The organism is Streptomyces yangpuensis (genome assembly GCF_001005295.1).
In the GTDB taxonomy this organism is placed as follows: domain Bacteria; phylum Actinomycetota; class Actinomycetes; order Streptomycetales; family Streptomycetaceae; genus Streptomyces; species Streptomyces yangpuensis.
In genome coordinates this window covers 896,019-920,440 of the sequence record NZ_LBMK01000001.1, presented here as the reverse complement: position 1 = coordinate 920,440, position 24,422 = coordinate 896,019, and the positions used below count along the sequence as shown (strand labels likewise).

The 24,422-nt window shown below is 71.4% G+C and carries 19 protein-coding genes; 9 read left to right on the top strand and 10 right to left on the bottom strand.

What is annotated here, in order from left to right:
• Positions 1–3: 3 nt before the first annotated feature.
• Positions 4–498, top strand: a complete 495-nt coding sequence (ybaK, locus tag AAT21_RS04130) for a Cys-tRNA(Pro) deacylase (RefSeq protein WP_046775275.1) — start codon at positions 4–6, stop codon at positions 496–498.
• Between the two features lie 80 nt (positions 499–578).
• Here ybaK and AAT21_RS04125 read toward each other — a convergent pair whose 3' ends face one another.
• From AAT21_RS04125 to AAT21_RS04110, 4 genes are all read right to left on the bottom strand, one after another.
• Positions 579–1,268, bottom strand: coding sequence for a hypothetical protein (locus AAT21_RS04125; RefSeq protein ID WP_046775274.1), 690 nt, complete (start codon positions 1,266–1,268; stop codon positions 579–581).
• 47 nt (positions 1,269–1,315) lie between these two features.
• On the bottom strand, positions 1,316–2,080 hold the full coding sequence (locus tag AAT21_RS04120) for an ABC transporter permease (RefSeq protein ID WP_235438690.1): 765 nt from the start codon (positions 2,078–2,080) through the stop codon (positions 1,316–1,318).
• Between the two features lie 68 nt (positions 2,081–2,148).
• Complete coding sequence (locus AAT21_RS04115; protein WP_079025414.1) at positions 2,149–3,186, bottom strand: ABC transporter ATP-binding protein; 1,038 nt, start codon at positions 3,184–3,186, stop codon at positions 2,149–2,151.
• A 28-nt stretch (positions 3,187–3,214) separates the two neighbouring features.
• Positions 3,215–4,522 (bottom strand): NYN domain-containing protein, encoded by a 1,308-nt coding sequence (locus AAT21_RS04110; protein ID WP_046775272.1) that lies wholly within the window; start codon positions 4,520–4,522, stop codon positions 3,215–3,217.
• A 221-nt stretch (positions 4,523–4,743) separates the two neighbouring features.
• Here AAT21_RS04110 and AAT21_RS37910 point away from each other — a divergent pair, with 221 nt between their 5' ends.
• Entirely contained in the window at positions 4,744–4,905 is a 162-nt protein-coding gene (locus AAT21_RS37910) for a hypothetical protein (protein WP_167350556.1), read from the top strand.
• A gap of 89 nt (positions 4,906–4,994) precedes the next feature.
• On the opposite strand, the gene dnaE is transcribed toward AAT21_RS37910, so the two are convergent.
• Complete coding sequence (gene dnaE / locus AAT21_RS04105; protein ID WP_046775271.1) at positions 4,995–8,537, bottom strand: DNA polymerase III subunit alpha; 3,543 nt, start codon at positions 8,535–8,537, stop codon at positions 4,995–4,997.
• Positions 8,538–8,708: 171 nt separating this feature from the next.
• Between dnaE and AAT21_RS04100 the strand changes: the two genes are divergently transcribed.
• The 5 genes from AAT21_RS04100 (at position 8,709) to AAT21_RS04080 (ending at position 14,577) form a co-directional block, all read left to right on the top strand.
• Positions 8,709–10,034, top strand: coding sequence for a DUF2252 domain-containing protein (locus AAT21_RS04100; RefSeq protein WP_046775270.1), 1,326 nt, complete (start codon positions 8,709–8,711; stop codon positions 10,032–10,034).
• Positions 10,035–10,071: 37 nt separating this feature from the next.
• A complete protein-coding gene (locus tag AAT21_RS04095) occupies positions 10,072–10,761 on the top strand; it encodes a hypothetical protein (RefSeq protein WP_046775269.1) in 690 nt (229 codons plus the stop codon).
• 48 nt (positions 10,762–10,809) lie between these two features.
• A complete protein-coding gene (locus AAT21_RS04090) occupies positions 10,810–11,604 on the top strand; it encodes a DsbA family protein (RefSeq protein WP_046775268.1) in 795 nt (264 codons plus the stop codon).
• Positions 11,605–11,734: 130 nt separating this feature from the next.
• Positions 11,735–13,396, top strand: coding sequence for an alkaline phosphatase D family protein (locus AAT21_RS04085; RefSeq protein WP_046775267.1), 1,662 nt, complete (start codon positions 11,735–11,737; stop codon positions 13,394–13,396).
• A 233-nt stretch (positions 13,397–13,629) separates the two neighbouring features.
• Positions 13,630–14,577, top strand: coding sequence for a zinc metalloprotease (locus AAT21_RS04080; RefSeq protein WP_046775595.1), 948 nt, complete (start codon positions 13,630–13,632; stop codon positions 14,575–14,577).
• A gap of 66 nt (positions 14,578–14,643) precedes the next feature.
• On the opposite strand, the gene AAT21_RS04075 is transcribed toward AAT21_RS04080, so the two are convergent.
• Complete coding sequence (locus AAT21_RS04075; RefSeq protein WP_046775266.1) at positions 14,644–15,213, bottom strand: dienelactone hydrolase family protein; 570 nt, start codon at positions 15,211–15,213, stop codon at positions 14,644–14,646.
• A gap of 63 nt (positions 15,214–15,276) precedes the next feature.
• Between AAT21_RS04075 and AAT21_RS04070 the strand changes: the two genes are divergently transcribed.
• Positions 15,277–16,338 (top strand): mechanosensitive ion channel family protein, encoded by a 1,062-nt coding sequence (locus AAT21_RS04070; protein ID WP_046775265.1) that lies wholly within the window; start codon positions 15,277–15,279, stop codon positions 16,336–16,338.
• Here AAT21_RS04070 and AAT21_RS04065 read toward each other — a convergent pair.
• The 4 genes from AAT21_RS04065 to AAT21_RS04050 form a co-directional block, all read right to left on the bottom strand.
• Positions 16,335–17,927, bottom strand: coding sequence for a Na+/H+ antiporter (locus AAT21_RS04065; RefSeq protein ID WP_046775264.1), 1,593 nt, complete (start codon positions 17,925–17,927; stop codon positions 16,335–16,337). The two genes, AAT21_RS04070 and AAT21_RS04065, sit on opposite strands and share 4 nt — an antisense overlap.
• Before the next feature lie 82 nt (positions 17,928–18,009).
• A complete protein-coding gene (locus tag AAT21_RS04060; protein ID WP_046775263.1) occupies positions 18,010–18,951 on the bottom strand; it encodes an RluA family pseudouridine synthase in 942 nt (313 codons plus the stop codon).
• Positions 18,952–19,004: 53 nt separating this feature from the next.
• Positions 19,005–19,565 carry a signal peptidase II gene (gene lspA, locus AAT21_RS04055; protein ID WP_046775262.1) on the bottom strand — a complete coding sequence of 187 codons (561 nt, stop codon included), beginning with the start codon at positions 19,563–19,565 and terminating at the stop codon, positions 19,005–19,007.
• A gap of 122 nt (positions 19,566–19,687) precedes the next feature.
• Positions 19,688–20,449, bottom strand: coding sequence for a TraR/DksA family transcriptional regulator (locus AAT21_RS04050; protein ID WP_046775261.1), 762 nt, complete (start codon positions 20,447–20,449; stop codon positions 19,688–19,690).
• A 598-nt stretch (positions 20,450–21,047) separates the two neighbouring features.
• Here AAT21_RS04050 and ileS point away from each other — a divergent pair.
• Positions 21,048–24,194 (top strand): isoleucine--tRNA ligase, encoded by a 3,147-nt coding sequence (gene ileS / locus AAT21_RS04045; RefSeq protein ID WP_046775260.1) that lies wholly within the window; start codon positions 21,048–21,050, stop codon positions 24,192–24,194.
• Positions 24,195–24,422 lie beyond the last annotated feature (228 nt).

Here is a 24,422-nt window from a genome sequence, read left to right as displayed (position 1 = left end):
CCGATGGCGAAGAAGACGAAGCAGGCGGCCGGCACTCCGGCGATCGCGGCGCTGACGGCTGCGGGGGTGGCCTTCACCACGCACGCGTACGAGCACGACCCGGCGCATCCCTCGTACGGCGAGGAAGCGGCCGAGGCCATGGGGGTCTCGCCCACGCAGGTCTTCAAGACCCTGGTGGCGGACGTGGACGGCGTCCTGACGGTGGCGGTGGTCCCGGTGTCGGGGTCGCTGGACCTGAAGGCGCTGGCGACGGCAGTCGGCGGCAAGCGGGCGGCGATGGCGGACCCTGCCCTGGCGGAACGCACGACGGGTTACGTCCGCGGGGGCATCTCCCCGCTGGGGCAGCGCAGGCGGCTGCGTACGGTGATCGACGAGTCCGCGTCGGCGCATCCCACGATCTGCTGCTCGGCGGGCCGCCGCGGCCTGGAGATCGAGCTCTCCCCGACGGACCTGACCACCCTCACCGAAGCCACCCTGGCCCCGATCGGCCGCCCTTAGCCTCCGGCTCGGCAGGCCCCACCGGGCTCCCGCCCGTGCTCCCGGGGCTCCGCGCGGCGGGCGGCACCGCCCCGGAGGGGTCAGGCGCGCGGGGCCTCCGACGCCGTCGGCCCGGTGTCGGTGGGCGGCAGCGTCCGCTCGGCCGACGGCGGCGCCGGCGGCTGGTAGTACCCGGTCCACCCGTACAGCGGATCCGGCTCCGGATCCCGCGGCGTCCACAGCGCGGTGAACCCCAGGTGCAGCAGCACGGCGGTCATCGGCCAGGCCAGCAGCGCGCCATGCGCCATCAGCTCCAGCGGTGCGTCGAACGGCACGCCCTTGCCCGCGGCGGCCGCGGCGGCGGCCAGGTCGGTCGACGACGCCCCGAGCCACAGCCCGAAGCGCCATCCCGCGAGCGCGGCGAAGCAGGATCCCACGGCGAGCCCGATCACCAGCGGTACGCCGCCGGCCCGGCGCCACAGGAAGGTGCCGACGGCGCTCAGCACGCCCAGCCCGACCGCCAGCAGGAAGAAGGTGCCGTCGGCGGCGATCCGCGCCTCGCTCTCGCTGTTGCGCAGGAACACCGCCTCACCGTTGGAGACGTACTGCACCCGGGGCGCGAGCCACATCCACAGCAGTCCGAGGAGCAGTCCGGCCACCCCGACCGCCAGGGCCACGACAGCCCCGTCGCGGATGTCCTCCGGGGTGATGGCCGCGGCGGTGCCGCCCGGCTTCTCGGGCGGCGCCGGCGGCGGGTCGAACGGGGACTGCGGGGTCACGGCTTCGGTCACCCCCACATCGTGCCAGGTGTGCCCGGCCGGGGCGTCGGCGGACCGCGTCAGCGCACCGCGGCCCGGCGGTACGCCCAGGTCGCGACGGCCAGGGAGACGACGCCCACGGCCCCGCACACGCCGAGGTCGAAGGCGACGGCGGCCCAGTCCGGCGACTGCTCGAAGGTCCGGGCGAACGCCTCCACCCCGTACGTGGACGGCAGCAGGTCACGCGCCCACACGATCACGGCCGGCATCCGCTCGGGCGGCAGCACCCCCAGCAGCAGGGCCGCGGACATCCCGAGCTGTCCCGCGAGGGTGGCCAGTTCCTGGCGCGGGGCCAGCAGCCCCAGCGCCGCACCGAGCCCGGCCAGCGCGGCCCCGGCCAGCGGCACCACGGCAGCCAGGATCCACAGCCCGCCCATCGGCAGGCCGAAAAGCAGGCACCCGAAGACCGCCGTGACCAGCGTGCCCGGGAGGGTGAAGGAGGCGTACGCGGCGGCCGCGCCCAGCACCACCGAGGCGGGCGGTACGGGCAGGGTGGCGTAGTGGTCGAGTCCGCCGCCGGCCCGTAGCTGCCCGAAGTACTGCGCGAGCAGGTTCAGCGCGACGAAGGCGACGACGAGCACCGAGGAGCCGGCCACGACGGCCCGGGCCTCCGAGCCCCCGTCGACGACGCCCCGCATCAGGATCATGATCCCGACGGACTGGAAGGTGGCGACGAACAGCAGCGGGATCCGTGCGACCCGTGCCCGGGACAGCTGGGCGCGGTAGACGGCGGCCAGGGCGGGGAAGAACCGCGCGCCGGGCGCCAGTGGCGCGGCCCCCTGCACGGGTGCCGGGGTCGCTGCGGCGGCGCCGGACGCGGGCGTGGCCCGGACGGCTCCCGTCGTGCGGTCGCTCACGACTTCACCAGCCCTTTCGTCTTGCCGCCGAGGGCCAGGTACACGTCTTCGAGGCTGGGGGTGGCCAGGGTGAAGTCGTCGAGCGCGGCGAAGGCGGGGCCGCCGGTGACCGAGGCCACCGCCGCCCTGGCCTCGTCCGGCGCCAGCCGGAGCACCCAGCGGCGTCCCGATGCGACGGCCCGGTCGCGCAGCCGGGCGACCTCGGGCACCTCCAGCGGAGCGGCTTCGCGCCATACGAGTTCCAGCCGGACCTCGCCGGAGACCCGGGCCTTCAGCGCGGCGGGGGTGTCGCAGGCGATGACCTTGCCCTGGTCGATGACGGCGACCCGGTCGAGGACGGTCTCGGCCTCGATGACGTTGTGGGTGACGAGCAGGACGGTCGCGCCGTGCCGGGCGCGGCGCCGGTCCACGGCCGACCACACGGCCCGCCGGGCCACGGGGTCCATGCCGGTGGTGGGTTCGTCGAGGACGAGGACGGGCCGCTCGCCCACGAGTGCGGCGGCGAAGCAGGCGAGGCGCCGCTGGCCGCCGGAGAGCTTCTTCAGGGGCCGCCCGGCGATCGGGGTCAGCCCGAGTTCCTCCAGTACGGCGTCGCGCTCGGCGCGTGCCGCCCGTACGTCGAGGCCGCGGAGCCGGCCGGTGGTCTCGGCGGCCAGTGCCACCGTGAGCTCGTCCAGGGCGGTGGACTCCTGGCCGAGGTAGGCGAGCAGCCTGGAGGCCCTTCCGGGGTGGCGTACGAGGTCGTGGCCGAGGAGGGTCACGGTGCCCGAGTCGGGTCGCATCAGGCCGGTGAGCTGGCGGACCAGGGTGGACTTGCCGGCGCCGTTGGGGCCGAGCAGGCCGAAGATCTCGCCGCGCCGGACGTCGAGGCTGACGCCGTCGTTGGCGCGGGTCTCGGGCAGGGCGGGGGCGCCGCGCCGTCCGCGTACCGCGGGGTACGTCTTGACCAGGTCACGTACCGCGCAGACCACGTCCGACGCCGCTCCCGCGGCCGCCGCCGTGCCGTCCTGCGCCTGTGCTGTGCCCGTACTCACGAGGGAGCAGCCTACGGGGTTCCCGCCCCTACTCGGCCGCCGGGGTCAGCGGGGCGGCGAGGTCGCCCGGTGCGGTTCCGGGTGCGGCGGCCGGTACCGCGGCGACGTGCTCGGCGGCGGCGCGGACGTCGATCTCCCTCCAGAACCCGGCGCGGATGGCGTAGCGGTCGTGTTCGTCGATCTGGTCGTCCTTGTGCGCGAGCAGGCCGAACCGGGCGGCGTAGCGCAGCAGCTCGCCGTCGATGCGGTGCGGGATGCGCGGGTACATGGTGGCGAGTTTCTGGAGGTGCACGGTCTCGGGGAGCCGCTCCATCCAGCGCCGGGCGAACACCTGTCCCACCTCGAACGGGTCGCCGCCGACGGTGGTGATGTCCTCCTCGCGGTCCGCCCAGCGCTGTTCGGCGCTGGTGAGCTGGGCGAGGGTGGGCAGCGAGGCGGTCTCGGCGGGCTCGCCGAGGGGTCCGGCCCGGTCGATCCAGCCCTTGTCGGAGGACCAGCGCAGGGCGCTGGCGGGGGCGGGCGTGCCGGCAGCGGCGGTGTGCTGGCCGGTGTGCGGTCCGGGGGCGCGCAGGGCGCCGGCGAGGTCCTTGGGTGTGGGGACGCTCTTTCCGCCGGGGGTGGTGGGCGCCGGTACGGGGACCGCCTCCCGGTCGTCGTCGGCGGGGGCGGCGGCGCCGTTGCGGGCGGCTTCGGCGAGGGCCGCCTCGGGCAGCGGGGCCGAGAGGATGGCGGCGATGTCGGGGCGGGGCACGGGTGGCGGGGAGCACAGCCCGGCGAGGTCCTTGGCGCGGACGGCCCGGGTGATCCAGGCCCGGTCGAGGACGCGGCGTTCGTCGGCCTCGGCGACGAGGTCCTCGGACTGGTTGTAGTCGCCGTCGGCGGCCTGGACGGCCCACAGGTGGACGGCGACGCCGTGTTCCTTGGCGGACATCAGGCCGGGCAGGAGGTCGCCGTCGCCGGTGACGAGGACGACGTCGGAGCAGGCGCGGTTGCGGGCGAGCTCGGTGAGCTCGGCGTGCATGGCGGCGTCGACGCCCTTCTGGGCCCAGCGGCCGTCGCTGCGGGTCAGGGCGCCGAGGCGGACGGTGACCCGGGGCATGACGCGCAGTCTGCGGTGTTCGGGCTGCGGCACCCGGTCGGGTGCGCCGTCGAACCAGTAGATGCGCAGCAGGGGCTGCTGGGTGTCGGCCTCGGCGCGCTCGCGCAGGCCCTGGATGAGGGCGGCATGGTCGACGGTGATCCGGGAGCGGGAGGGCTCCCCGGCGAGAAGGCTGGCGGCGGCGCCCAGCAGGTAGCCGGCGTCCACCAGGACGACGCAGCGGTCCACGCGTTCCACCCTCTTCCCTGGGGGGTCCCCGTGTGTTTTCCGGGGTGCCCCGAGTCTGCCCGACCTGGGGGGTGTTGAAGGCCGGAACTCGATCATCGGCGTGGCGGATCCGGCGGCGTGGCGGGGAACAGCCATCGGCTACGCGCAGTAATGATCCAAAATGCGCGGTTTCTGGCGCTGTGTGAGTGTGAAGGCGGTCCTGGCCCCTAGACCCTCACGGAGGCTCCCCCATGGCCAAGAACAAGAATCAGAAGCAGCCGGCGAAGCAGCAGACCCGCTCGTCCGGGCAGGACACGTCGCGCTCCTCGGACTCCCCCGAGCAGTCGTCCCAGGCCCCCAGTCCCATGGATCTGGCCCACAAGAGCAAGCAGAAGAAGTTCGGCCACAACTGACGTCCTTCGCGTCGGTCTGTGACGACCGGAACCGAAAAGGCCTGCCCGGCATCGCCGGGCAGGCCTTTCCGTACGCGTGGCGGCCGCTGTTATCCGGCCAGGCAGGACGGTCCGAGGAGGACCTTCAGGTCACCGAAGAGGGCCGGGTCGGGCTGTACGCGGTGCCGGTCGAGGCGCAGCACGGTGGTGGTGCGCGGCCCCTGGAGCTTGATCCGTACCTCGGTGTTGCCCTTGTGGTGGCGCAGGATCTCGCCCAGACGGGTCACCATCGGGGGCGTGACCTTGACCGTGGGGATGGTGAGGACCACGGGGGCGTTGGTACCGGCCGAGGAGAGGTCGGGGACCATCATCTCCATGGCGACCAGGCGGGGGACGTCCTCGCGCTTGTCGAGGCGGCCCTTGACGAAGACGACGGTGTCCTCGACCAGCTGGGTGGAGACGAGCTGGTAGGTCGCGGGGAAGAACATGCACTCGATGGAGCCGGCCAGGTCCTCGACGGTGGCGATGGCCCAGGCGTTGCCCTGCTTGGTCATCTTGCGCTGGAGGCCGGAGATGATGCCGCCGATGGTGACGACGGCGCCGTCGGAGTGCTCGCCGCCGGTGAGCTGGGAGATACCGGCGTCCGTCTTGTCGGAGAGCACGTGCTCCAGGCCGAAGAGCGGGTGGTCGGAAACGTAGAGGCCGAGCATCTCGCGCTCCTGGGCGAGCAGGTAGGACTTCTCCCACTCGACGTCGGAGAACTCCACGTCGAGGCCGAAGCCGGGCTCGTCGCCGCTGTCCTCGTCACCCATTCCGCCGAAGAGGTCGAACTGTCCCTCCGCCTCCTTGCGCTTGACGGCGACCACGTTGTCGATCATGGACTCGTGGTGGGCGACCAGGCCCTTGCGGGTGTGGCCCATCTCGTCGTAGGCGCCGGCCTTGATCAGCGACTCGATGGTCCGCTTGTTGCAGACGACGGCCTCGACCTTGTCGAGGAAGTCGGGGAAGGAGGAGTACTTCCCCTTGGCCTTCCTGGTCTTGATGATCGAGTCGACGACGTTCTGGCCGACGTTGCGGACGGCGGTGAGGCCGAAGAGGATCACGTCGTCGCCCTGGGCGGCGAAGTTCGACTCGGACTCGTTGACGTTCGGCGGGAGCACCTTGATGCCCATGCGGCGGCACTCGTTCAGGTAGATCGCGGACTTGTCCTTGTCGTCCTTGACCGAGGTGAGCAGGCCGGCCATGTACTCGGCCGGGTAGTTCGCCTTGAGGTAGGCGGTCCAGTAGGAGACCAGGCCGTACGCGGCCGAGTGGGCCTTGTTGAAGGCGTAGCCGGCGAAGGGGACCAGGACGTCCCAGAGGGCCTGGATGGCGGTGTCGGAGTAGCCGTTCTTCCGGGCGCCCTCCTGGAAGATCGTGAAGTTCTTGGCCAGTTCCTCGGGCTTCTTCTTGCCCATCACGCGGCGCAGGATGTCGGCCTCGCCGAGCGAGTAGCCGGCGATGATCTGGGCGGCCTTCTGGACCTGCTCCTGGTAGACGATGAGGCCGTAGGTGACCGCGAGCACCTCTTCGAGCGGCTTCTCCAGCTCGGGGTGGATCGGGGTGATCTCCTGCTGCTTGTTCTTGCGCAGGGCGTAGTTCGTGTGCGAGTTCATGCCCATCGGGCCCGGGCGGTACAGGGCCGACACGGCGGAGATGTCTTCGAAGTTGTCGGGCTTCATCAGGCGCAGCAGGGAGCGCATGGGGCCGCCGTCGAACTGGAAGACGCCGAGGGTGTCGCCGCGCTGGAGCAGCTCGAAGGTCTTGGGGTCGTCGAGCGGGAGGGCCAGGAGGTCGATGTCGATCCCCTTGTTGGCCTTCACCATCTTGACGGCGTCGTCCATGATCGTGAGGTTGCGCAGGCCGAGGAAGTCCATCTTCAGCAGGCCGAGCGACTCGCAGCTCGGATAGTCCCACTGGGTGATGGTGACGCCGTCGGTGTGCCGCACCCAGACGGGTACGTGGTCGGTGATCCGCTCGCTGGACATGATCACGCCGGCGGCGTGCACGCCCATCTGGCGGACCAGGCCCTCGACGCCGCGGGCGGTGTCGATGACCTTCTTCACGTCGGGCTCGTTCTCGTACATGCTGCGGATCTCGCCGGCCTCGCTGTAGCGGGGGTGCGAGGGGTCGAGGATGCCGGAGAGCGGGATGCCCTTGCCGAGGACGTCGGCGGGCATGGCCTTGGTGAGGCGGTCGCCCATGGCGTACGGGTAGCCCAGGACGCGCGCGGAGTCCTTGATCGCGTTCTTGGCCTTGATGGTGCCGTAGGTGCCGATCATGGCGACCTTGTCGGCGCCGTACTTCTCGGTCACGTACCGGATCACCTCGACGCGCCGGCGCTCGTCGAAGTCGATGTCGACGTCGGGCATGGAGACGCGCTCGGGGTTGAGGAAGCGCTCGAAGATCAGGCCGTGCGGGATCGGGTCGAGGTCGGTGATGCCCATGGCGTAGGCGACGATCGAGCCGGCCGCGGAGCCTCGGCCGGGGCCCACCGCGATGCCCTGGTTCTTGGCCCACATGATGAAGTCGGCGACCACGAGGAAGTAGCCGGGGAAGCCCATCGAGATGATCGTGTCCATCTCGTACTCGACCTGCTTCATGCGGTCCTCGGGGATGCCCCCGGGGAAGCGGCGGTGCATGCCGCGCATGGTCTCCTCGCGGAACCAGGTGACCTCGGTGTAGCCGTCCGGGATGTCGAACTTCGGCATCAGGTTCCGGAAGGTGAACATGCCCTCGGTGTCGATCTGGTCCGCGACCAGCTTGGTGTTGGCGCAGCCCTCCTGCCAGGCGTCCGAGGAGTCGATGGCGTACATCTCGTCGGTCGACTTCAGGTAGTAGCCGGAGCCGTCGAAGCGGAAGCGGTCGGGGTCCGAGAGGTTCTTGCCGGTCTGGATGCACAGCAGGGCGTCGTGGGCGGCGGCCTCGCTGGCGTAGGTGTAGTGCGAGTCGTTCGTCACCAGCGGCGGGATACCGAGCTTCTTGCCGATCTCCAGCAGGCCGTCGCGGACCCGGCGCTCGATCTCGATGCCGTGGTCCATCAGCTCCAGGAAGTAGCGGTCCTTGCCGAAGATGTCCTGGTATTCGGAGGCCGACTTCAGGGCCTCGTCGAACTGGCCGAGGCGCAGCCGGGTCTGCAGTTCGCCGGAGGGGCAGCCGGTGGAGGCGATCAGACCCTCGGACCACTTGCTGATGGTCTCCTTGTCCATGCGCGGCCACTTCGTGAGCCAGCCCTCGGCGTACGCGTCGGAGGACAGCCGGAAGAGGTTGTGCAGGCCGGTGGAGTTCGCCGCCCAGATCGTCTTGTGGGTGTAACCGCCGGAGCCGGAGACGTCGTCGCGCTTCTGGTGGGGCTGGCCCCACTGGATGCGGCGCTTGTTGCGCCGGGACTCGGGGGCGACGTACGCCTCGATGCCGATGATCGGCGTGATCCCGGACTTCTGGGCGGTGTGGAAGAAATCGTAGGCCCCGTGCAGGTTGCCGTGGTCGGACATGGCGATGTGCGTCATGCCCATCTCGTTGCACGCGTTGAACATGTCCTTCAGCCGTGCGGCACCGTCCAGCAGCGAGTACTGGGTGTGGACGTGGAGGTGCGTGAACGGCGTCTTGGTCACGGCGCTGGTCTCCTGGCGGCGGGGGAAGGGGGCAGCTTCGAATCCTACGTCCCACGGGTGACAGATCCGGGGCACGCGGCGGTACGGTCGGGCGTTGCAGAACCAGGGGCACCGGTCCGACGTCCCGTCCGGCAGAGCCCGTACCACCCCGTGCACCAGGAGGAACCCGCCATGGCGGTCCCCGAGACGACCGACGAGCAGCGCGCCGAGGAGATCCTCGACGTGTTCGACACCGCATTCGGTGAACTGCTCGCCGCCGACCCCGCTGCGTTCCGCGTCAAGTTCCGCAAGATGGCGGCCTCGGCCTTCGCCTTCTACCGCGGTACGGCCTGTCTGTTCTACTCCGACCTGGAGCGGGACCGGCACGGCGGTCCGTACCTGGACGAGCGGACGGGCCGGGTGTGGATCCACGGCGATCTCCACGCCGAGAACTTCGGCACGTACATGGACTCCACCGGCCGGCTGATCTTCAACGTCAACGACTTCGACGAGGCGTATGTCGGCCCCTTCACCTGGGACCTCAAGCGCTTCGCCGCGTCCGTCGCGCTGATCGGCTACACCAAGGCGCTCAGCGACGACCAGATAAGCGAGCTGGTGCGGATCTACGCCGCCGCCTACCGGGAGCGGATCCACCGGCTGGCGACGGGCGCCAAGCATGAGGAGGTGCCCTCCTTCACCCTGGACACCGCCGAGGGCCCGCTGCTGGACGCGCTGCGCTCGGCCCGCTCCCGCACGCGTTTCTCGCTGCTGGACTCCATGACGGAGATACGGGACTACGAGCGCCGCTTCACGGCCGGCGGCGGCGCGATCGAGCTGGACGCCGCGACCCGCTACAAGGTGCTGGCGGCCTTCGACGGGTATCTGGAGACGCTGCCCGACGAGTCCCTGGTGCGCCCGGACTCCTACCGGGTCAAGGACGTGGTCGGCCGGCGGGGGGTCGGCATCGGCTCGGCGGGCCTGCCCTCCTACAACATCCTGCTGGAGGGGCACAGCGACGCCCTGGAGAACGACGTCGTGATCTACCTCAAGCAGGCGCAGACCCCGGCGGTCTCCCGGCACATCACGGACCGGGCGGTGCGGGAGTATTTCCGGCACGAGGGACACCGCACGGTGATCTCGCAGCGGGCGCTCCAGGCGCACGCCGACCCGTGGCTGGGCTGGACGGAGCTGGACGGCGCCGGGCAGCTGGTGGCGGAGGTCTCCCCGTACGCGGTGGACCTGGACTGGTCGGACCTGGACGACCCGGAGGAGATCGCGGCGGTGGTCGCGGACCTCGGCCGGGCCACGGCGACCATGCACGCGTCGGCCGACGAGGCGGAGAGCGGGCAGTCCCTGGTGCCGTTCTCCACGGAGCGGGCCATCGACGCGGCGATCGCGGCGGACGAGGAGGGTTTCGCGGAGCTGCTGGTGGACTTCGCGCACGCGTACGGGGCCCGGGCGCGCGCCGATCACCAGATCTTCGTGGACCTGTTCCGCAACGGGCGTCTCACCCCCTGAACCGGTTTCCACAGGAACACGTGGCACACTCGCGAGGATGGATTTTTCCGGGACGGGACTCAGAGGGCTGCGGGCCGCGCTGTTCAGCGCTGTCGTCGTGCTGCTCTCGTCCGGCTCGCACGTCCTGATGTCCCAGGTCCCGCTGCCGCCCACGCTGGTGGCCGGGGCCTTCGCGGGTGTGTTCGTGATCGCCTACGCGCTCGCGGGCCGCGAGCGGGGCTTCGGCCCCATAGCGGGGCTGCTCGTGCCGCTGGAGCTGGCGGCCGACACCGTCTTCACCGCGGGCCAGCACCTGTGCTACGGCCCGGCCGGCGGTCCCGTCGCGGGTCCGCTGCGCGCCATGGGCCTGGAGGAGCTGTGCGGGGGCGCGCCGGTGGGCGGGCCGCTGACCGAGGTGACCGGGCCGGCCGCCGACGCGGCCGCGCTGCTGGCCTCGCCCGGTCCGTACACGCCGTGGCTGCTGCTCGGCGCGCACGTCTCGGTGGGGCTGCTCGCGGCCGCCTGGCTGCGTCACGGCGAGCGGGCGCTGGGCCGGCTGCTGCGGGCGGTGGCGGCCTTCGCGTTCCGGCCGCTGCGGCTGGCGGCGGCCGCGGTGGCGGTGGCCTGCGGGCCGGCGGGGCGGGTGCTGCGGCGGGCCCTGGCGGGCACCGCGGCCCGTACGCGTTTCCCCGCACACTCCGTGGGACGGCGGGGACCCCCCGTGCTCGGTGCGCTCGCGCGCGCCTGACGCACGTACGGCAGTCCGTTTCCCACGTCACACACCACGGAGATCATGATGAGTTCACGCAACAGCCAGGCGAACAAGGCGGCGGCCCGCGAGCGGCTGCGGGCCGAGCGCGAGGCGCAGGCCAAGAAGGACAGGATCCGCCGGCAGGTCATAGTCGGCGTCGGGGTCGTGGCCGCTCTGGGCCTCGCCGGCGGTATCGCCTACGGGGTCATGAAGGCCAACGAGCCCGACCACTGGGAGAAGGCCGCCAAGGCCGAGCTGGTCAAGCCGAAGAACACCAGCGGTGAGGACGGCACCACGGTCGTGGTCGGCAAGGCCGACGCGAAGAAGACCCTGGAGCTGTACGAGGACTCGCGCTGCCCGGCGTGCGCCTCCTTCGAGCAGGCGGCCGGCGAGCAGATCAAGAAGGACGTCGACGCGGGCAAGTACAAGCTCCAGTACGTCGGCGCGACCTTCATCGACAACGCGGTCAAGGGCGAGGGCTCGAAGAACGCGCTGAGCGCCCTGGGCGCGGCGCTGAACGTCAGCCCGGAGGCCTTCCTGGAGTTCAAGGGGGCGCTGTACTCCAAGGAGCAGCACCCCGAGGAGACCGTCGACAGCTTCGCCAAGGACGACTACCTGCTGAAGGTCGCGGACACCGTTCCGGCGCTCAAGGGCAATGCCGAGTTCAAGAAGGCCGTCGAGGACGGTACGTACGACCGGTGGGCGCTGGAGATGTCGAAGACCTTCGACAAGTCGGGCGTGAAGGGTACGCCGACCCTGAAGATGGACGGCAAGAAGATCGACACCCCGCAGACGGCGGAGGCGTTCACGGCCGCGATCGACAAGGCCCTGCAGGGCTGACACCGGGCATTCGGGGGCACAGCCTCCCGGACCGGCCGCACCGACGGGCGGGCGAACTCCCAGAGTTCGCCCGCCCGTTGCATTCCGACGTCTGTTCCCAGGGGTGTACCCGTCGGTAATATGATCATCCGTGACCAGTCATCTCACCCCTCACCCGGCCGCGGCAAACCCCCGCCGCCGTACGGTCGTTCTCGCCGCGGCGGCCACGGCCACCCTGGCCCCCCTCGCCACGCTGGGCGCCACAACCGCCCACGCCGCGGGCACCGCGCCCGCCTTCCTGCACGGCGTCGCCTCCGGCGACCCGCTGCCCGACGGCGTCCTGCTGTGGACCCGCGTCACCCCGGCCCCCGAGGCCGTACCCGGCTCCGGGCTCGGCCCGGCCGTCCAGGTGTCCTGGGAGGTGGCCTCCGACCAGGCCTTCTCCCGTATCGTCGCCGGGGGAACCGTCACGGCGAGCGCGGCCGCCGACCACACGGTCAAGGTGGACGTGCGGGGGCTCCGGCCGCAGACGCCGTACTGGTACCGCTTCACCGCGGGCTCGGCCACCTCCCCCGTGGGGCGCACGCTGACCACCCCCGGGCACGACGTGACGACCCCGGGGGTCCGCTTCGGGGTGGTCTCCTGCGCCAACTGGGAGTCCGGCTACTTCTCGGCCTACCGCCACCTGGCCGCCCGCACGGACCTGCACGCGGTCCTGCATCTGGGCGACTACATCTACGAATACGCCTCCGGGGGCTACCCGGAGGCCAAGTACACCGTGCGGCAGCACGAGCCGAAGCACGAGATCGTCTCGCTGTCCGATTACCGCGCGCGGCACGGCAAGTACAAGACGGACGCGGACCTCCAGGCCCTGCACCACGCGCACCCGGTCATCGCCATCTGGGACGACCACGAGTTCGCGAACGACATGTGGGCGGGCGGGGCCGAGAACCACACCCCGGGCGCCGAGGGCGACTGGGCCGCCCGCGCGGAGGCCGCCAAGCAGGCCTACTTCGAGTGGATGCCGGTCCGGACCTCCACCGCGGGCACCGTCTACCGCAGGCTGCGCTTCGGCACGCTCGCCGACCTCCACCTGCTGGACCTGCGCTCCTTCCGCTCGCAGCAGACCAAGGTGGGCAGCGGCACGGTCGACGACCCGGAGCGCACCATCACCGGGCGCGCCCAGCTGGACTGGCTCAAGTCGGGCCTGGCCGGCTCGAACGCGACCTGGAAGCTGGTCGGCACCTCGGTGATGATCTCGCCGGTGGCGTTCGGCTCACTGCCCGCGCACCTGCTGGGGCCGCTCGCCAAGCTGCTCGGCCTGCCCGAGGGCGGCATCGCGATCAACGTGGACCAGTGGGACGGGTACACGGACGACCGCAAGGAGCTGCTGGGCCACCTGAAGGAACGCAACGTCAAGAACACGGTGTTCCTGACCGGCGACATCCACATGGCCTGGGCGAACGAGGTCCCGGTGAACATGGCCACCTACCCGGGCTCGGGCACGGCGGCGACCGAGTTCGTCGTCACGTCGGTGACCTCCGACAACCTCGACGACCTCCTGCACGTGCTGCCGGACACGGTCTCACTGGTGGCCGAGTCGGCCATCAAGGCCGCCAACTGGCACGTGAAGTGGCTCGACATGGACGCGCACGGCTACGGCGTGCTGGACGTGACGCCGGAGCGCTCGCAGATGGATTACTACGTCATATCCGACAAGCGCCGACCGGGCGCCACATCCGAATGGTCCCGTTCCTACCGGACCCTGAACGGGACCCAGAAGGTGGAGCGCTCCTACCAGCCCGTTCGCTGAATCACCTGATAGACCGTCAATTCTTGCGCCACAAGGGGCGTCTGGTACATACCAGGCGCCCCTTGTGCGTTCGAAGCAACAAATCTTTTACGTAAGGCTCTTGACCTGAATATGTCATGCACACATAAGCTTCGCGCCAGCTGAAGAAGATCCTTCAGGCCACCACCCCCCACCCGCGAGGAGCGCACGTGCGCGCGAACGCCCGCATATCCCCCCTTCTCCGCCGCCGCCTGATGGGCACGGCGGTCCTGGCCGGAACCCTGGCCTTCACCCCGCTTGCCGCCCCCACCACGCTCGCGGCCGCCAAGACCCCCGCCGAAGTCTGCGCCGACGAGGCCGCCGCGCCCGCCAACGCCCGCGTCACCCGCGCCCACGACGAGCACGCCGACGAGCCGAACGAGATCACCGACGCTCAGGCCAAGGCCATGGACGCCGACCTCAAGTCGAAGCTGGACAAGGCCCTCAAGAACCAGCCGCAGCGCAGCCTCGCCGCCGCCGAGGCCGTCGTGAACATCCCGGTGTACTTCCACGTCATCCACTCCGGCACCACCGGCAAGCTCACGTCCACGGACGTCAGCAAGCAACTCGCGGTCCTCAACGCGGCCTACGGCGGCCAGGGCACCGGCAACGTCAACACGAACTTCCAGTTCACCCTGGCGTCGACCGACTACACGGACAACGCGTCCTGGTACAACCTGGCCTCCGGCTCCCAGGCCGAGAAGGACATGAAGAACACCCTGCGCAAGGGCGGCCCGGGCGCGCTCAACTTCTACACCGCCAAGCTCTCCGGCGGCCTGCTGGGCTGGGCGACCTTCCCGACCTCCTACGCCTCCAGCCCCAAGATGGACGGCGTGGTCGTGCTCGACAGCTCGCTGCCCGGCGGCTCCTCCGCCAACTACAACGAGGGCGACACCGCGACCCACGAGGTCGGCCACTGGCTCGGGCTGTACCACACCTTCCAGGGCGGCTGTAACGGAAACGGCGACTACGTCTCCGACACCCCGGCCGAGAAGAGCGCCGCGTACGAGTGCCCGACCGGGCGCGACAGCTGCGCCAGCAAGCCCGGCGTGGACCCGATCCGCAACTTCATGGACTACACGTACGACTCCTGCATGTACCAGTTCACCGCCGGCCAGGTGGCCCGCATGAGCAGCAACTGGACCGCCTACCGGGCGGGCTGACCCCAGCGACGACGAGGGCCCGGACCGGCGACCGCCGGACCGGGCCCTTGCGCGTGTCCCGCGCCGCTACAGGCTGTCGAGGAAGCCGATCGCGGCCGTCCACGCCTGCTCCGCCGCCTCGGCGTCGTAGTCGTCGAGGCCCGGGTCGGTGAACAGGTGCCCGGCGCCCGGGTAGCTGTGGACCTCGACGTCCGCGCCGGCCCGCTGCATCCGCAGGTACCAGGCCGTCAGCCAGTCGTGCGGCTCGAAGGGGTCGGGGTCCGCGATGTGCAGCTGCACCGGGAGCCCGTCCACCGAGGCGCTGTCCTCCAGGTCCGCCGTCCCGTGCAGCAGGAGCAGCCCGCGCGCCTTCTCGTCGGCCAGCGCCAGGTGCTGGGCGAGGGAACCGCCGAAGGAGAAGCCCGCGTAGACCAGGCCCTGGTCGGAGTGCGGGGCCGAGGCCAGCACCGCCCGCTTCAGCAACTCGTCACGGCCGATCCCGTCCTGGTGGGCCATGCCCTCCTCGACGGTCTCGAAGGTGCGCCCCTCGAAGAGGTCCGGCACCTGGACCTGGTGACCGGCCGCGCGCAGCCGGTCGGCCGCCGCGTGCACCGCGGGCCGCAGCCCGTACGTCGAATGGAAGAGCATGATGTTCATGCCTCCATCGTGCCAGCCGTCGCAGGCGGTGCTGCGCCACGGCTTCCCGCTACGTTCGTCCCCATGGAGACCGAGACCTTCCTGCGCCCCGCGACGGTCATCGGCGGCTCGCTGGTCGCCACCCTGATCGCGGGCCGGCTGCTCGACCTGCTGCTGCGCCGCGCCGACGCCCGGCACCCCGAGACCCCGCTCTGGGGACTGCTGCGCCGCTGCCGGCTCCCGTTCCAGGTGGTGCTGTGCACCTGCCTGCTCAGAGCCTCCTACCGCCGGGCGGGCATCCTCCCCGACCATCCCGTCGGCGTCGGCCGCTTCCTCACCCTGGTCCTGATCGCCTCGGCGGCCTGGCTGGCGGTGCGCATCGCGACCGCCGCCGTGGACTCCACGTACGCGCGCTACGCCGCGGTGACCCAGGACGAGGCCCGGGTCCGCCGGGTGCGCACCCAGGTCACGCTGATCCACCGGGTGGTCACCGCGGTGGTGGTCGTGGTCGCCGTGGCGGCGATGCTGCTGACCTTCCCCCCGATGCGCGCGGTCGGCGCCTCGATGCTGGCCTCCGCGGGAGTCCTCGGCATCGTGGCGGGCATCGCGGCCCAGTCCTCGCTGAGCAACCTCTTCGCCGGCCTCCAGATCGCCTTCGGCGACACCGTCCGCATCGGCGACACGGTCGTGGTCGACAAGGAGTGGGGCCGGGTCGAGGAGATCACCCTGACCTTCCTGACCGTCCGCACCTGGGACGAGCGCCGCATCACGATGCCTGTGTCGTATTTCACGAGCAAGCCGTACGAGAACTGGTCGCGCGGCGGCGCGCAGATGACCGGCACGGTCTTCTGGCACCTGGACCACAGCGCGCCCCTGGGGCTGATGCGGGAACGGTTCGGGCAGATCCTCGCGGACCTGCCCGAGTGGGACGGCCGCGGCGGCGGCCTGGCCGTGACGGACACCACACCGCACACGGTCCTGGTCCGCGGGGTGGTCACGGCCAAGGACGCCGACGACCTCTGGACCCTGCGCTGCGCGGTCCGCGAGCAGCTGATCACCTGGCTGGCCACCCACCACCCCTACGCCCTCCCCCGCATCGCGACCGCCCCGGCGGCCCCGGCCCCGGACGCGCCGGACACCGTCTAAGGGGCGCGCAGGCTGCGTACGTCCAGGTGGCGCAGCACCCGGTCGACGACCTCCGGGTCGGAGCCGGGTTCGCTGCGGGCGGCCAGCACCTCGTGGCGGGCGGCCGACATCATCTCCCGCTGGATCCGCTGGATGTCGTGAAGGCGCTGGACCCGCTTCGCGTAAGCCTCGCGCCGCTCCTCGTCCACCATGTCCGGGCTGATCCTGGCGCCCACGTCGTAGGCGCGCCGGGTCAGCTGCTCGATCAGGTCCTCCGGCAGGTCCTCGGCCTCCTCGATCTCCTTCAGCCGGTGCTTCGCGGCCCTGGCGGCGCGGACGGCCAGCTGCCGCTCGGCGTCCCGCCGGGCGTCGGTGTCCTCCTCCACGCCCAGGCGCCGCACCAGCCAGGGCAGGGTCAGCCCCTGGCACACCAGGGTCACCATGATCACCGCGAAGGCGATGAAGATGATCTGGTCCCGTGCGGGAAAGGGCTCGCCGGAGTCCGTCCTGAGGGGAATGGCCAGGGCCAGGGCGACGGAGGCCACCCCGCGCATCCCGGCCCACCACATCACCACGCTCTCCCGCCAGCTCAGCGGGATCTCCTCGTCGTAGTCGCGCCGCTGATGCAGCTTCTTCGCGAGCCACCCGGCCGGCAGCAGCCACACCAGCCGTACACCGACCACGACCGCGACGACGACCGCCGCCCATCCGGCCATCTCCCCCATCCGGTCCTGGGCCGTCCCGAAGACGTTGTGGAGCTCCAGCCCGATCAGCCCGAAGGCCACGCCGGTGACCAGCGTGTCCACGACCTCCCAGAAGGTGTGCCCGGCCAGCCGGCCCAGCACGTCGTCGGCGTCGGAGGCGTACTCGGCGAGGAACAGGGCCGTCGTCAGCACGGCCAGCACCCCGGACCCGTGCAGCTCCTCGGCGACCGTGTACGAGACGAAGGGCACGAGCAGCGTCAGCCCGATCTGGAGGGTGGCGTCACCGAGCCGGCCCATCAGCCGGTGGGTGGTCCAGCCGAGGGCCAGGCCGACGACCACGGCGACGACGGCGGACAGTACGAACTCGCCCAGCGCGTCGGGCCAGGAGAAGCTGCCGCTGACGGCGGCGGCGATCGCCACGTGGTAGAGCACGATGGCCGTCACGTCGTTGAAGAGCCCCTCGCCCTCCAGGATCGACACCATGCGGCGGGGCAGCCCGAGCGATCCGGCGACGGCGGTGGCGGCGACCGGGTCGGGCGGGGCCACGAGTGCGCCGAGGGCGACGGCGGCGGCGAGCGGCAGCCCGGGCACCACCGAGTGGGCGACGGCGGCCACGGCGGCGGTCGTGACGAAGACCAGGGCCACGGCCAGCAGCAGGATCGGCCGCACGTTGGCGGCGAACTGCCGCCACGAGGTGCGCTGCACGGAGGCGTACAGCAGCGGGGGCAGCACCAGCGGGAGGATGAACTCGGGCGGTACCTCGACGTCCGGCACGGCCGGCACCAGGGCGAGGACCACCCCGCCGAGGGTCATCAGGACGGGCGCGGGCAGCCCCAGCCGGTCCCCGAGCGGCACCATGACCACGGCCCCGAGGAGGAGCACGAACAGCAGAGCAAGCTGATCCACTCCCCCACCCTGCCAGCCCGCCGGGCCCGGCAGCGGCGGTCGGGGACGGGGCCGCGTGTCGGGGCGCCGCGGGCGGGAGCCGTTACTCGCTCTCCGCCCGGATCACGTCGAGGGCGTGCTGGAGGTCCGCCGGGTAGGTGCTCTCGAACTCCACCCACTGGCCGTCCGCGGGGTGCTCGAAACCGAGCCGGACCGCATGCAGCCACTGGCGGGTGAGCCCGAGCCGCTTCGCGACGGTCGGGTCGGCGCCGTAGGTCAGGTCACCGACGCACGGGTGGCGGTGCGCGGACATGTGCACGCGGATCTGGTGCGTACGCCCCGTCTCCAGCTTGATGTCCAGCAGCGAGGCGGCGCGGAAGGCCTCGATCAGGTCGTAGTGGGTGACGGAGGCCTTGCCGTCCTGGGTCACCGCCCACTTGTAGTCCGCGCTGGGGTGGCGGCCGATCGGGGCGTCGATGGTGCCGCTCATCGGGTCGGGGTGGCCCTGCACGAGCGCGTGGTAGCGCTTGTCCACGACCCGCTCGCGGAACTGGTTCTTCAGCGAGGTGTAGGCGCGCTCCGACTTGGCGACGGTCATCAGGCCGGACGTGCCGACGTCGAGGCGGTGCACGATGCCCTGGCGCTCGGACGCGCCGGAGGTGGAGATGCGGTAGCCCGCGGCGGCGAGACCGCCGATGACGGTGGTGCCGGTCCAGCCGGGGCTCGGGTGGGCGGCGACACCCACCGGCTTCATGATGACGACGATGTCGTCGTCGTCATGGACGATCTCCATGCCCGGGACCGGCTCGGCGACGACCTCGACCGGGCGCGGGGGTGCGGGCATCTCGACCTCGAGCCAGGCGCCGCCGTGCACGCGCTCGGACTTCCCGACGACGCTGCCGTCGACCGACACCTTCCCCTCGGCCGCGAGCTCGGCCGCCTTCGTCCGGGAGAAACCGAACATACGGGCGATGGCGGCGTCGACGCGCTCGCCTTCGAGGCCATCGGGAACGGGCAGGGTGCGGATCTCGGGAATCGTACTCACCCGTCGAGTATGCAGGACGGGGCGGACGAGCTGTTCCGCGATCAGCGCTTCGATCAGTCCTTGTGGACGGTGCCGTCCGGGTCCAGGCCCTTGAAGGACAGCAGCACGATGAGAATGCCGCCGCACACGATCGCCGAGTCGGCGATGTTGAAGACGGCGAAGTGCGCGGGCGCGATGAAGTCCACGACCGCCCCGCGGAACACGCCCGGCGAGCGGAAGATCCGGTCGGTCAGGTTGCCCAGCGCACCGCCCAGCAGCAGACCCAGGGCAATCGCCCACGGCAGGCTGTAGAGCTTGCGGGCCAGCCGCACGATCACCACGATCACCGCCGCGGCGATACCGGTGAAGATGATGGTGAAGGCCTCGCCGAACCCGAACGCGGCGCCCGGGTTGCGGACCGCCTCGAACTTCAGCAGGTCACCGATGATCTCGATCGGCGGCTGGTGCTCCAGCTTCGCCACGACCAGCATCTTGGTGCCGAGGTCCAGCAGGTAGGCGAGCACCGCCACGACGAGCAGTGCCGCGATCCGCCGATGCCCCTTGGGCGCGGCCGACTCCGGCTGGGCGTCGTCCCCGACGTCCGGCGTACCGATGATGCGCTCCGCCTCTGCCACGTGAGTCCCTCGAACTAGCCGACCCAGGCTCCTTCTGGACCCTGACCAGACGAGGGTACGTCAGGGGCCCCGCACACCGCCCTCCCCGCCTCCTGCCTTTCCCGTCACGCACCGGCGCTCCGCTAGTGGCGGCGCTCCTGCTTCTGCTTGCAGTCGACGCACAGCGTGGCCCGGGGGAAGGCCTGCATCCTGGCCTTCCCGATGGGCTGCCCGCAGTTCTCACAGAGCCCGTACGTGCCCGCCTCCAGCCGTTCCAGGGCCCGCTCGGTCTGCTCCAGCATCGAGCTGGCGTTGGCCGCGAGCGCCAGCTCCGACTCCCGCGTGATGTTCTTGGTGCCCGTGTCGGCCTGGTCGTCGCCGGCTCCGTCGCCCGAGTCCCGCATGAGGCCCGAGATGGCCACCTCGGAGGCGTCCAGCTCGGCGCGCAGCCGCAGGACCTCCGACGCCAGCTCCGCGCGGGCCTCCTCGACCTCCTCGGGCGTCCAGGGGTCCTCCCCGGGCCGTACGGCGAGCTCGCCGGGGGCGGCCGCCGTGACCCGGGTCTTGGGCAGCCCGCTCGTGGCGGCCGCGGCCGTCTTCCTCGCCGCTCCGGTGCTCTTCTTGGCAACCACGTTCGGGACTCCCGTCTGCTTCGCGGCGTGCGCCGCCCCCTCGGCCGCGGCCTTCTTGGCCGTGGCCGTCCGCTTCTCGACGGCGGTCGTCTTCCTGACTGCGGTCGTCTTCTTCCCGGCCGCGGTCGCCCTGCCGGCCGATGCCTTCCCGGCCGCGGCCGTCTTCTTCGCCGCTGCCTTCTTCGCCGCTGCCTTCTTGGCCGGAGCCTTCTTCGCCGGAGCCTTCTCGGCGGGAGCCAGGTCTCCGGAGACCGCTGTCTTCTTCGCCACCATGGCCGCGGCCCCTTCACATACTGTGATATTGCTCGCGAATCGTGCCGGAACGATAAATCGGCTCCGCCCCCGCGGCAACGGGGCACGCATCCGTCGAGGTCAACCTGCATCCGTTGTGCCCATCCGGAGGCCCGGTAATCCGCCCCTCGCACCCCACCCGACGCCCCGGCGCCGCCGATGGCCCGTTCGGGTCACTCCCGGCCCCTGCCCGGCCCCCTCCCCGGACCCCGGCCGCACCCCCGCCACGCCGCACCCGCGGGCCCCGCACGGGCCCCCGTTAATCGGTCTGCCGAGCGCCCCCCGCACCCGTACACTGGCCCCAGCGAAAGGCATGGACGGGGACGAGTAGCGTCGGACGCAGCCAGGAGCGACCCGGGGACGGTGAGAGCCCGGGGGCGAGCGCGACGTGAAGGATCACCCCTGAGCCGCCGGAAGAAAGCCGCGGGTCCCCCGCAGGGCGAGTAGAACCGGCTTCGCACCCCAATGAGGGGGCCACCGGATCCGTCCGGCGGCCAAGGAGGGTGGTACCGCGGGAGCAGCATCGGCTCTCGTCCCTCCGGACGGAAGTGACACCCCGCCGGAGGAAGAGTTCAGCCTCATGACCACACCGCCGCAGTACCGCCCGGTACCCGCCCAGGTCGACCTGCCTGCCCTTGAGCACGCGGTCCTCGACTTCTGGCGCGAGAGCAAGACCTTCGCCAAGACCCTGGAGCAGTCCGAGGGACGCCCCGAGTGGGTCTTCTACGAGGGCCCGCCCACCGCGAACGGCATGCCCGGCGCGCACCACATCGAGGCCCGCGTCTTCAAGGACGTCTTCCCCCGCTTCCGCACGATGCGCGGCTACCACGTGGCCCGCAAGGCCGGCTGGGACTGCCACGGCCTGCCCGTCGAGCTCGCCGTCGAGAAGGAACTGGGCTTCAACGGCAAGCAGGACATCGAGGCGTACGGCATCGCCGAGTTCAACGCCAGGTGCCGCGAGTCCGTGACCCGCCACACCGACGCGTTCACCGAGCTCACGACCCGCATGGGCTACTGGGTCGACCTGGACGACGCCTACCGGACCATGGACCCCGAGTACGTCGAGTCCGTGTGGTGGTCGCTGAAGGAGATCTTCAACAAGGGTCTGCTCACCCAGGACCACCGTGTCGCGCCCTGGTGCCCGCGCTGCGGCACCGGCCTGTCCGACCACGAGCTGGCCCAGGGCTACGAGACGGTCGTCGACCCCTCCGTCTACGTGCGCTTCCCGCTGACCTCCGGCCCGCTCGCGGGCCAGGCGGCGCTGCTGGTCTGGACGACCACCCCGTGGACCCTGGTGTCCAACACGGCGGTCGCCGCGCACCCCGAGGTCACCTACGTCGTCGCGACCAACGGTGAGGAGAAGCTGGTCGTCGCCCAGCCGCTGCTGGAGAAGGCCCTCGGCGAGGGCTGGGAGGCCACCGGCGAGTCCTTCACCGGCAAGGAGATGGAGCGCTGGACCTACGAGCGCCCCTTCGACCTCGTCGAGTTCCCCGAGCCCGCCCACTACGTCGTGAACGCCGAGTACGTCACGACCGAGGACGGCACCGGTCTGGTCCACCAGTCCCCCGCCTTCGGCGCCGACGACCTCGCGGTCTGCCGCTCGTACGGCCTGCCCGTGGTGAACCCGGTCCGCCCCGACGGCACCTTCGAGGAGGAGGTCCCCCTGGTGGGCGGCGTCTTCTTCAAGAAGGCCGACGAGAAGCTGACCGCCGACCTCGACGCCCGCGGCCGGCTCTTCAAGCACATCGCCTACGAGCACAGCTACCCGCACTGCTGGCGCTGCCACACGGCCCTGCTCTACTACGCGCAGCCGTCCTGGTACATCCGCACCACCGCCGTCAAGGACGCGATGCTGCGGGAGAACGAGAAGACCAACTGGTTCCCGGACTCCGTCAAGCAGGGCCGCTTCGGCGACTGGCTGAACAACAACATCGACTGGGCACTCTCCCGCAACCGCTACTGGGGCACCCCGCTGCCGATCTGGCGCTGTGAGGAGAACCACCTCACCTGCGTCGGCTCCCGCGCCGAGCTGTCCGAGCTGTCCGGCCAGGACCACTCCGACCTGGACCCGCACCGCCCGTACATCGACGACGTGACCTTCACCTGCACCGCCGAGGGCTGCTCCCTCGAAGCGGTCCGCGTGCCGGAGGTCATCGACGCCTGGTACGACTCGGGCTCGATGCCGTTCGCGCAGTGGGGCTACCCGTACAAGAACAAGGAGATCTTCGAGAAGCGCTACCCGGCGCAGTTCATCTCGGAGGCCATCGACCAGACCCGCGGCTGGTTCTACACGCTGATGGCGGTCGGCACCCTCGTCTTCGACAAGTCGTCCTACGAGAACGTGGTCTGCCTGGGCCACATCCTCGCCGAGGACGGCCGCAAGATGTCCAAGCACCTGGGCAACATCCTCCAGCCGATCCCGCTCATGGACCAGCACGGCGCGGACGCGGTCCGCTGGTTCATGGCGGCCGGCGGCTCCCCGTGGGCGGCCCGCCGCGTGGGCCACGGCACGATCCAGGAGGTCGTCCGCAAGACGCTCCTCACGTACTGGAACACGGTCGCCTTCCAGGCGCTGTACGCCCGTACGTCGAGCTGGGCGCCCTCCGCGGCCGACCCGTCCCCGGCCGACCGCACGGTCCTCGACCGCTGGCTCCTCTCCGAGCTGCACGCCCTCGTCGCCGAGGTCACCGAGGCGATGGAGTCCTACGACACCCAGCGGGCGGGCAAGCTCCTCTCCTCCTTCGTCGACGACCTGTCCAACTGGTACGTCCGCCGCTCGCGCCGCCGCTTCTGGCAGGGCGACGCGGCCGCGCTGCGCACCCTGCACGACGTGGTCGAGACGGTCACCCGTCTCATGGCCCCGCTGACCCCCTTCATCACGGAGCGGGTCTGGCAGGACATGGTGGTCCCGGTCACCCCGGACGCCCCCGAGTCGGTCCACCTGTCGGCGTGGCCGACGGCGGACACCTCGGCGATCGACCCGACCCTGTCCCAGCAGATGCAGCTCGTACGCCGCCTGGTGGAGCTCGGCCGCGCGACCCGCGCGGAATCGGGCGTGAAGACCCGCCAGCCCCTCTCCCGGGCCCTGGTCGGCGCGGCGGGCTTCGCCGCGCTCTCCCCGGAGCTGCAGGCCCAGATCACGGAGGAGCTGAACGTCTCCTCCCTGGCCTCCCTCTCGGAGGTCGGCGGGTCCCTGGTGGACACCACGGCGAAGGCGAACTTCCGCGCGCTGGGCAAGCGCTTCGGCAAGGGCGTCCAGGACGTGGCGAAGGCCGTGGCCGCGGCGGACGCGGCGGCCCTGTCGCTGGCCCTCCGCTCGGGCGAGGCCTCGGTCGAGGTGAACGGCGAGCCGGTCTCCCTCTCCCCGGAGGAGGTCATCATCACCGAGACCCCCCGCGAGGGCTGGTCGGTGGCCTCCGACTCGGGCGCGACGGTGGCCCTGGACCTGGAGATCACCCCGGAGCTGCGGCTGGCGGGCCTGGCCCGTGACGCGATCCGGCTGATCCAGGAGGCCCGGAAGAACTCCGGGCTCGACGTGGCGGACCGGATCGCCCTGCGCTGGTCCTCCGCGGACCCGGAGGTCGTGACGGCCCTGACGGACCACGCGGGCCTGATCGCGGACGAGGTGCTCGCCACGGACTTCGCGTCCGGCGAGGCCGATGCCGCCTACGGCGACCCCTTCACGGACGAGCCCCTGTCCCTGACGTTCCGCCTCCGCAAGGCCTGACGCACCCCACCCCGGCCCGCCCCTCCCCTCCGGGGGGGGCGGGCCGCCTCTGCCCTGGCCGGGCGCTGCCGTTGCCCTGGCCGGGCGGTGCGGTGTTTCTGGCCGGTGGCCGTCTCTGCCCTGGCCGGGCGCTGGCCAGGTTTTCCGTCTGCGGGCCGGTGGCCGCGCCTCAAACGCCGGCGGGGCTGGGTGGTGTCCCGGGGCGGAGCGGGAAAAGGGGGGTGGGGG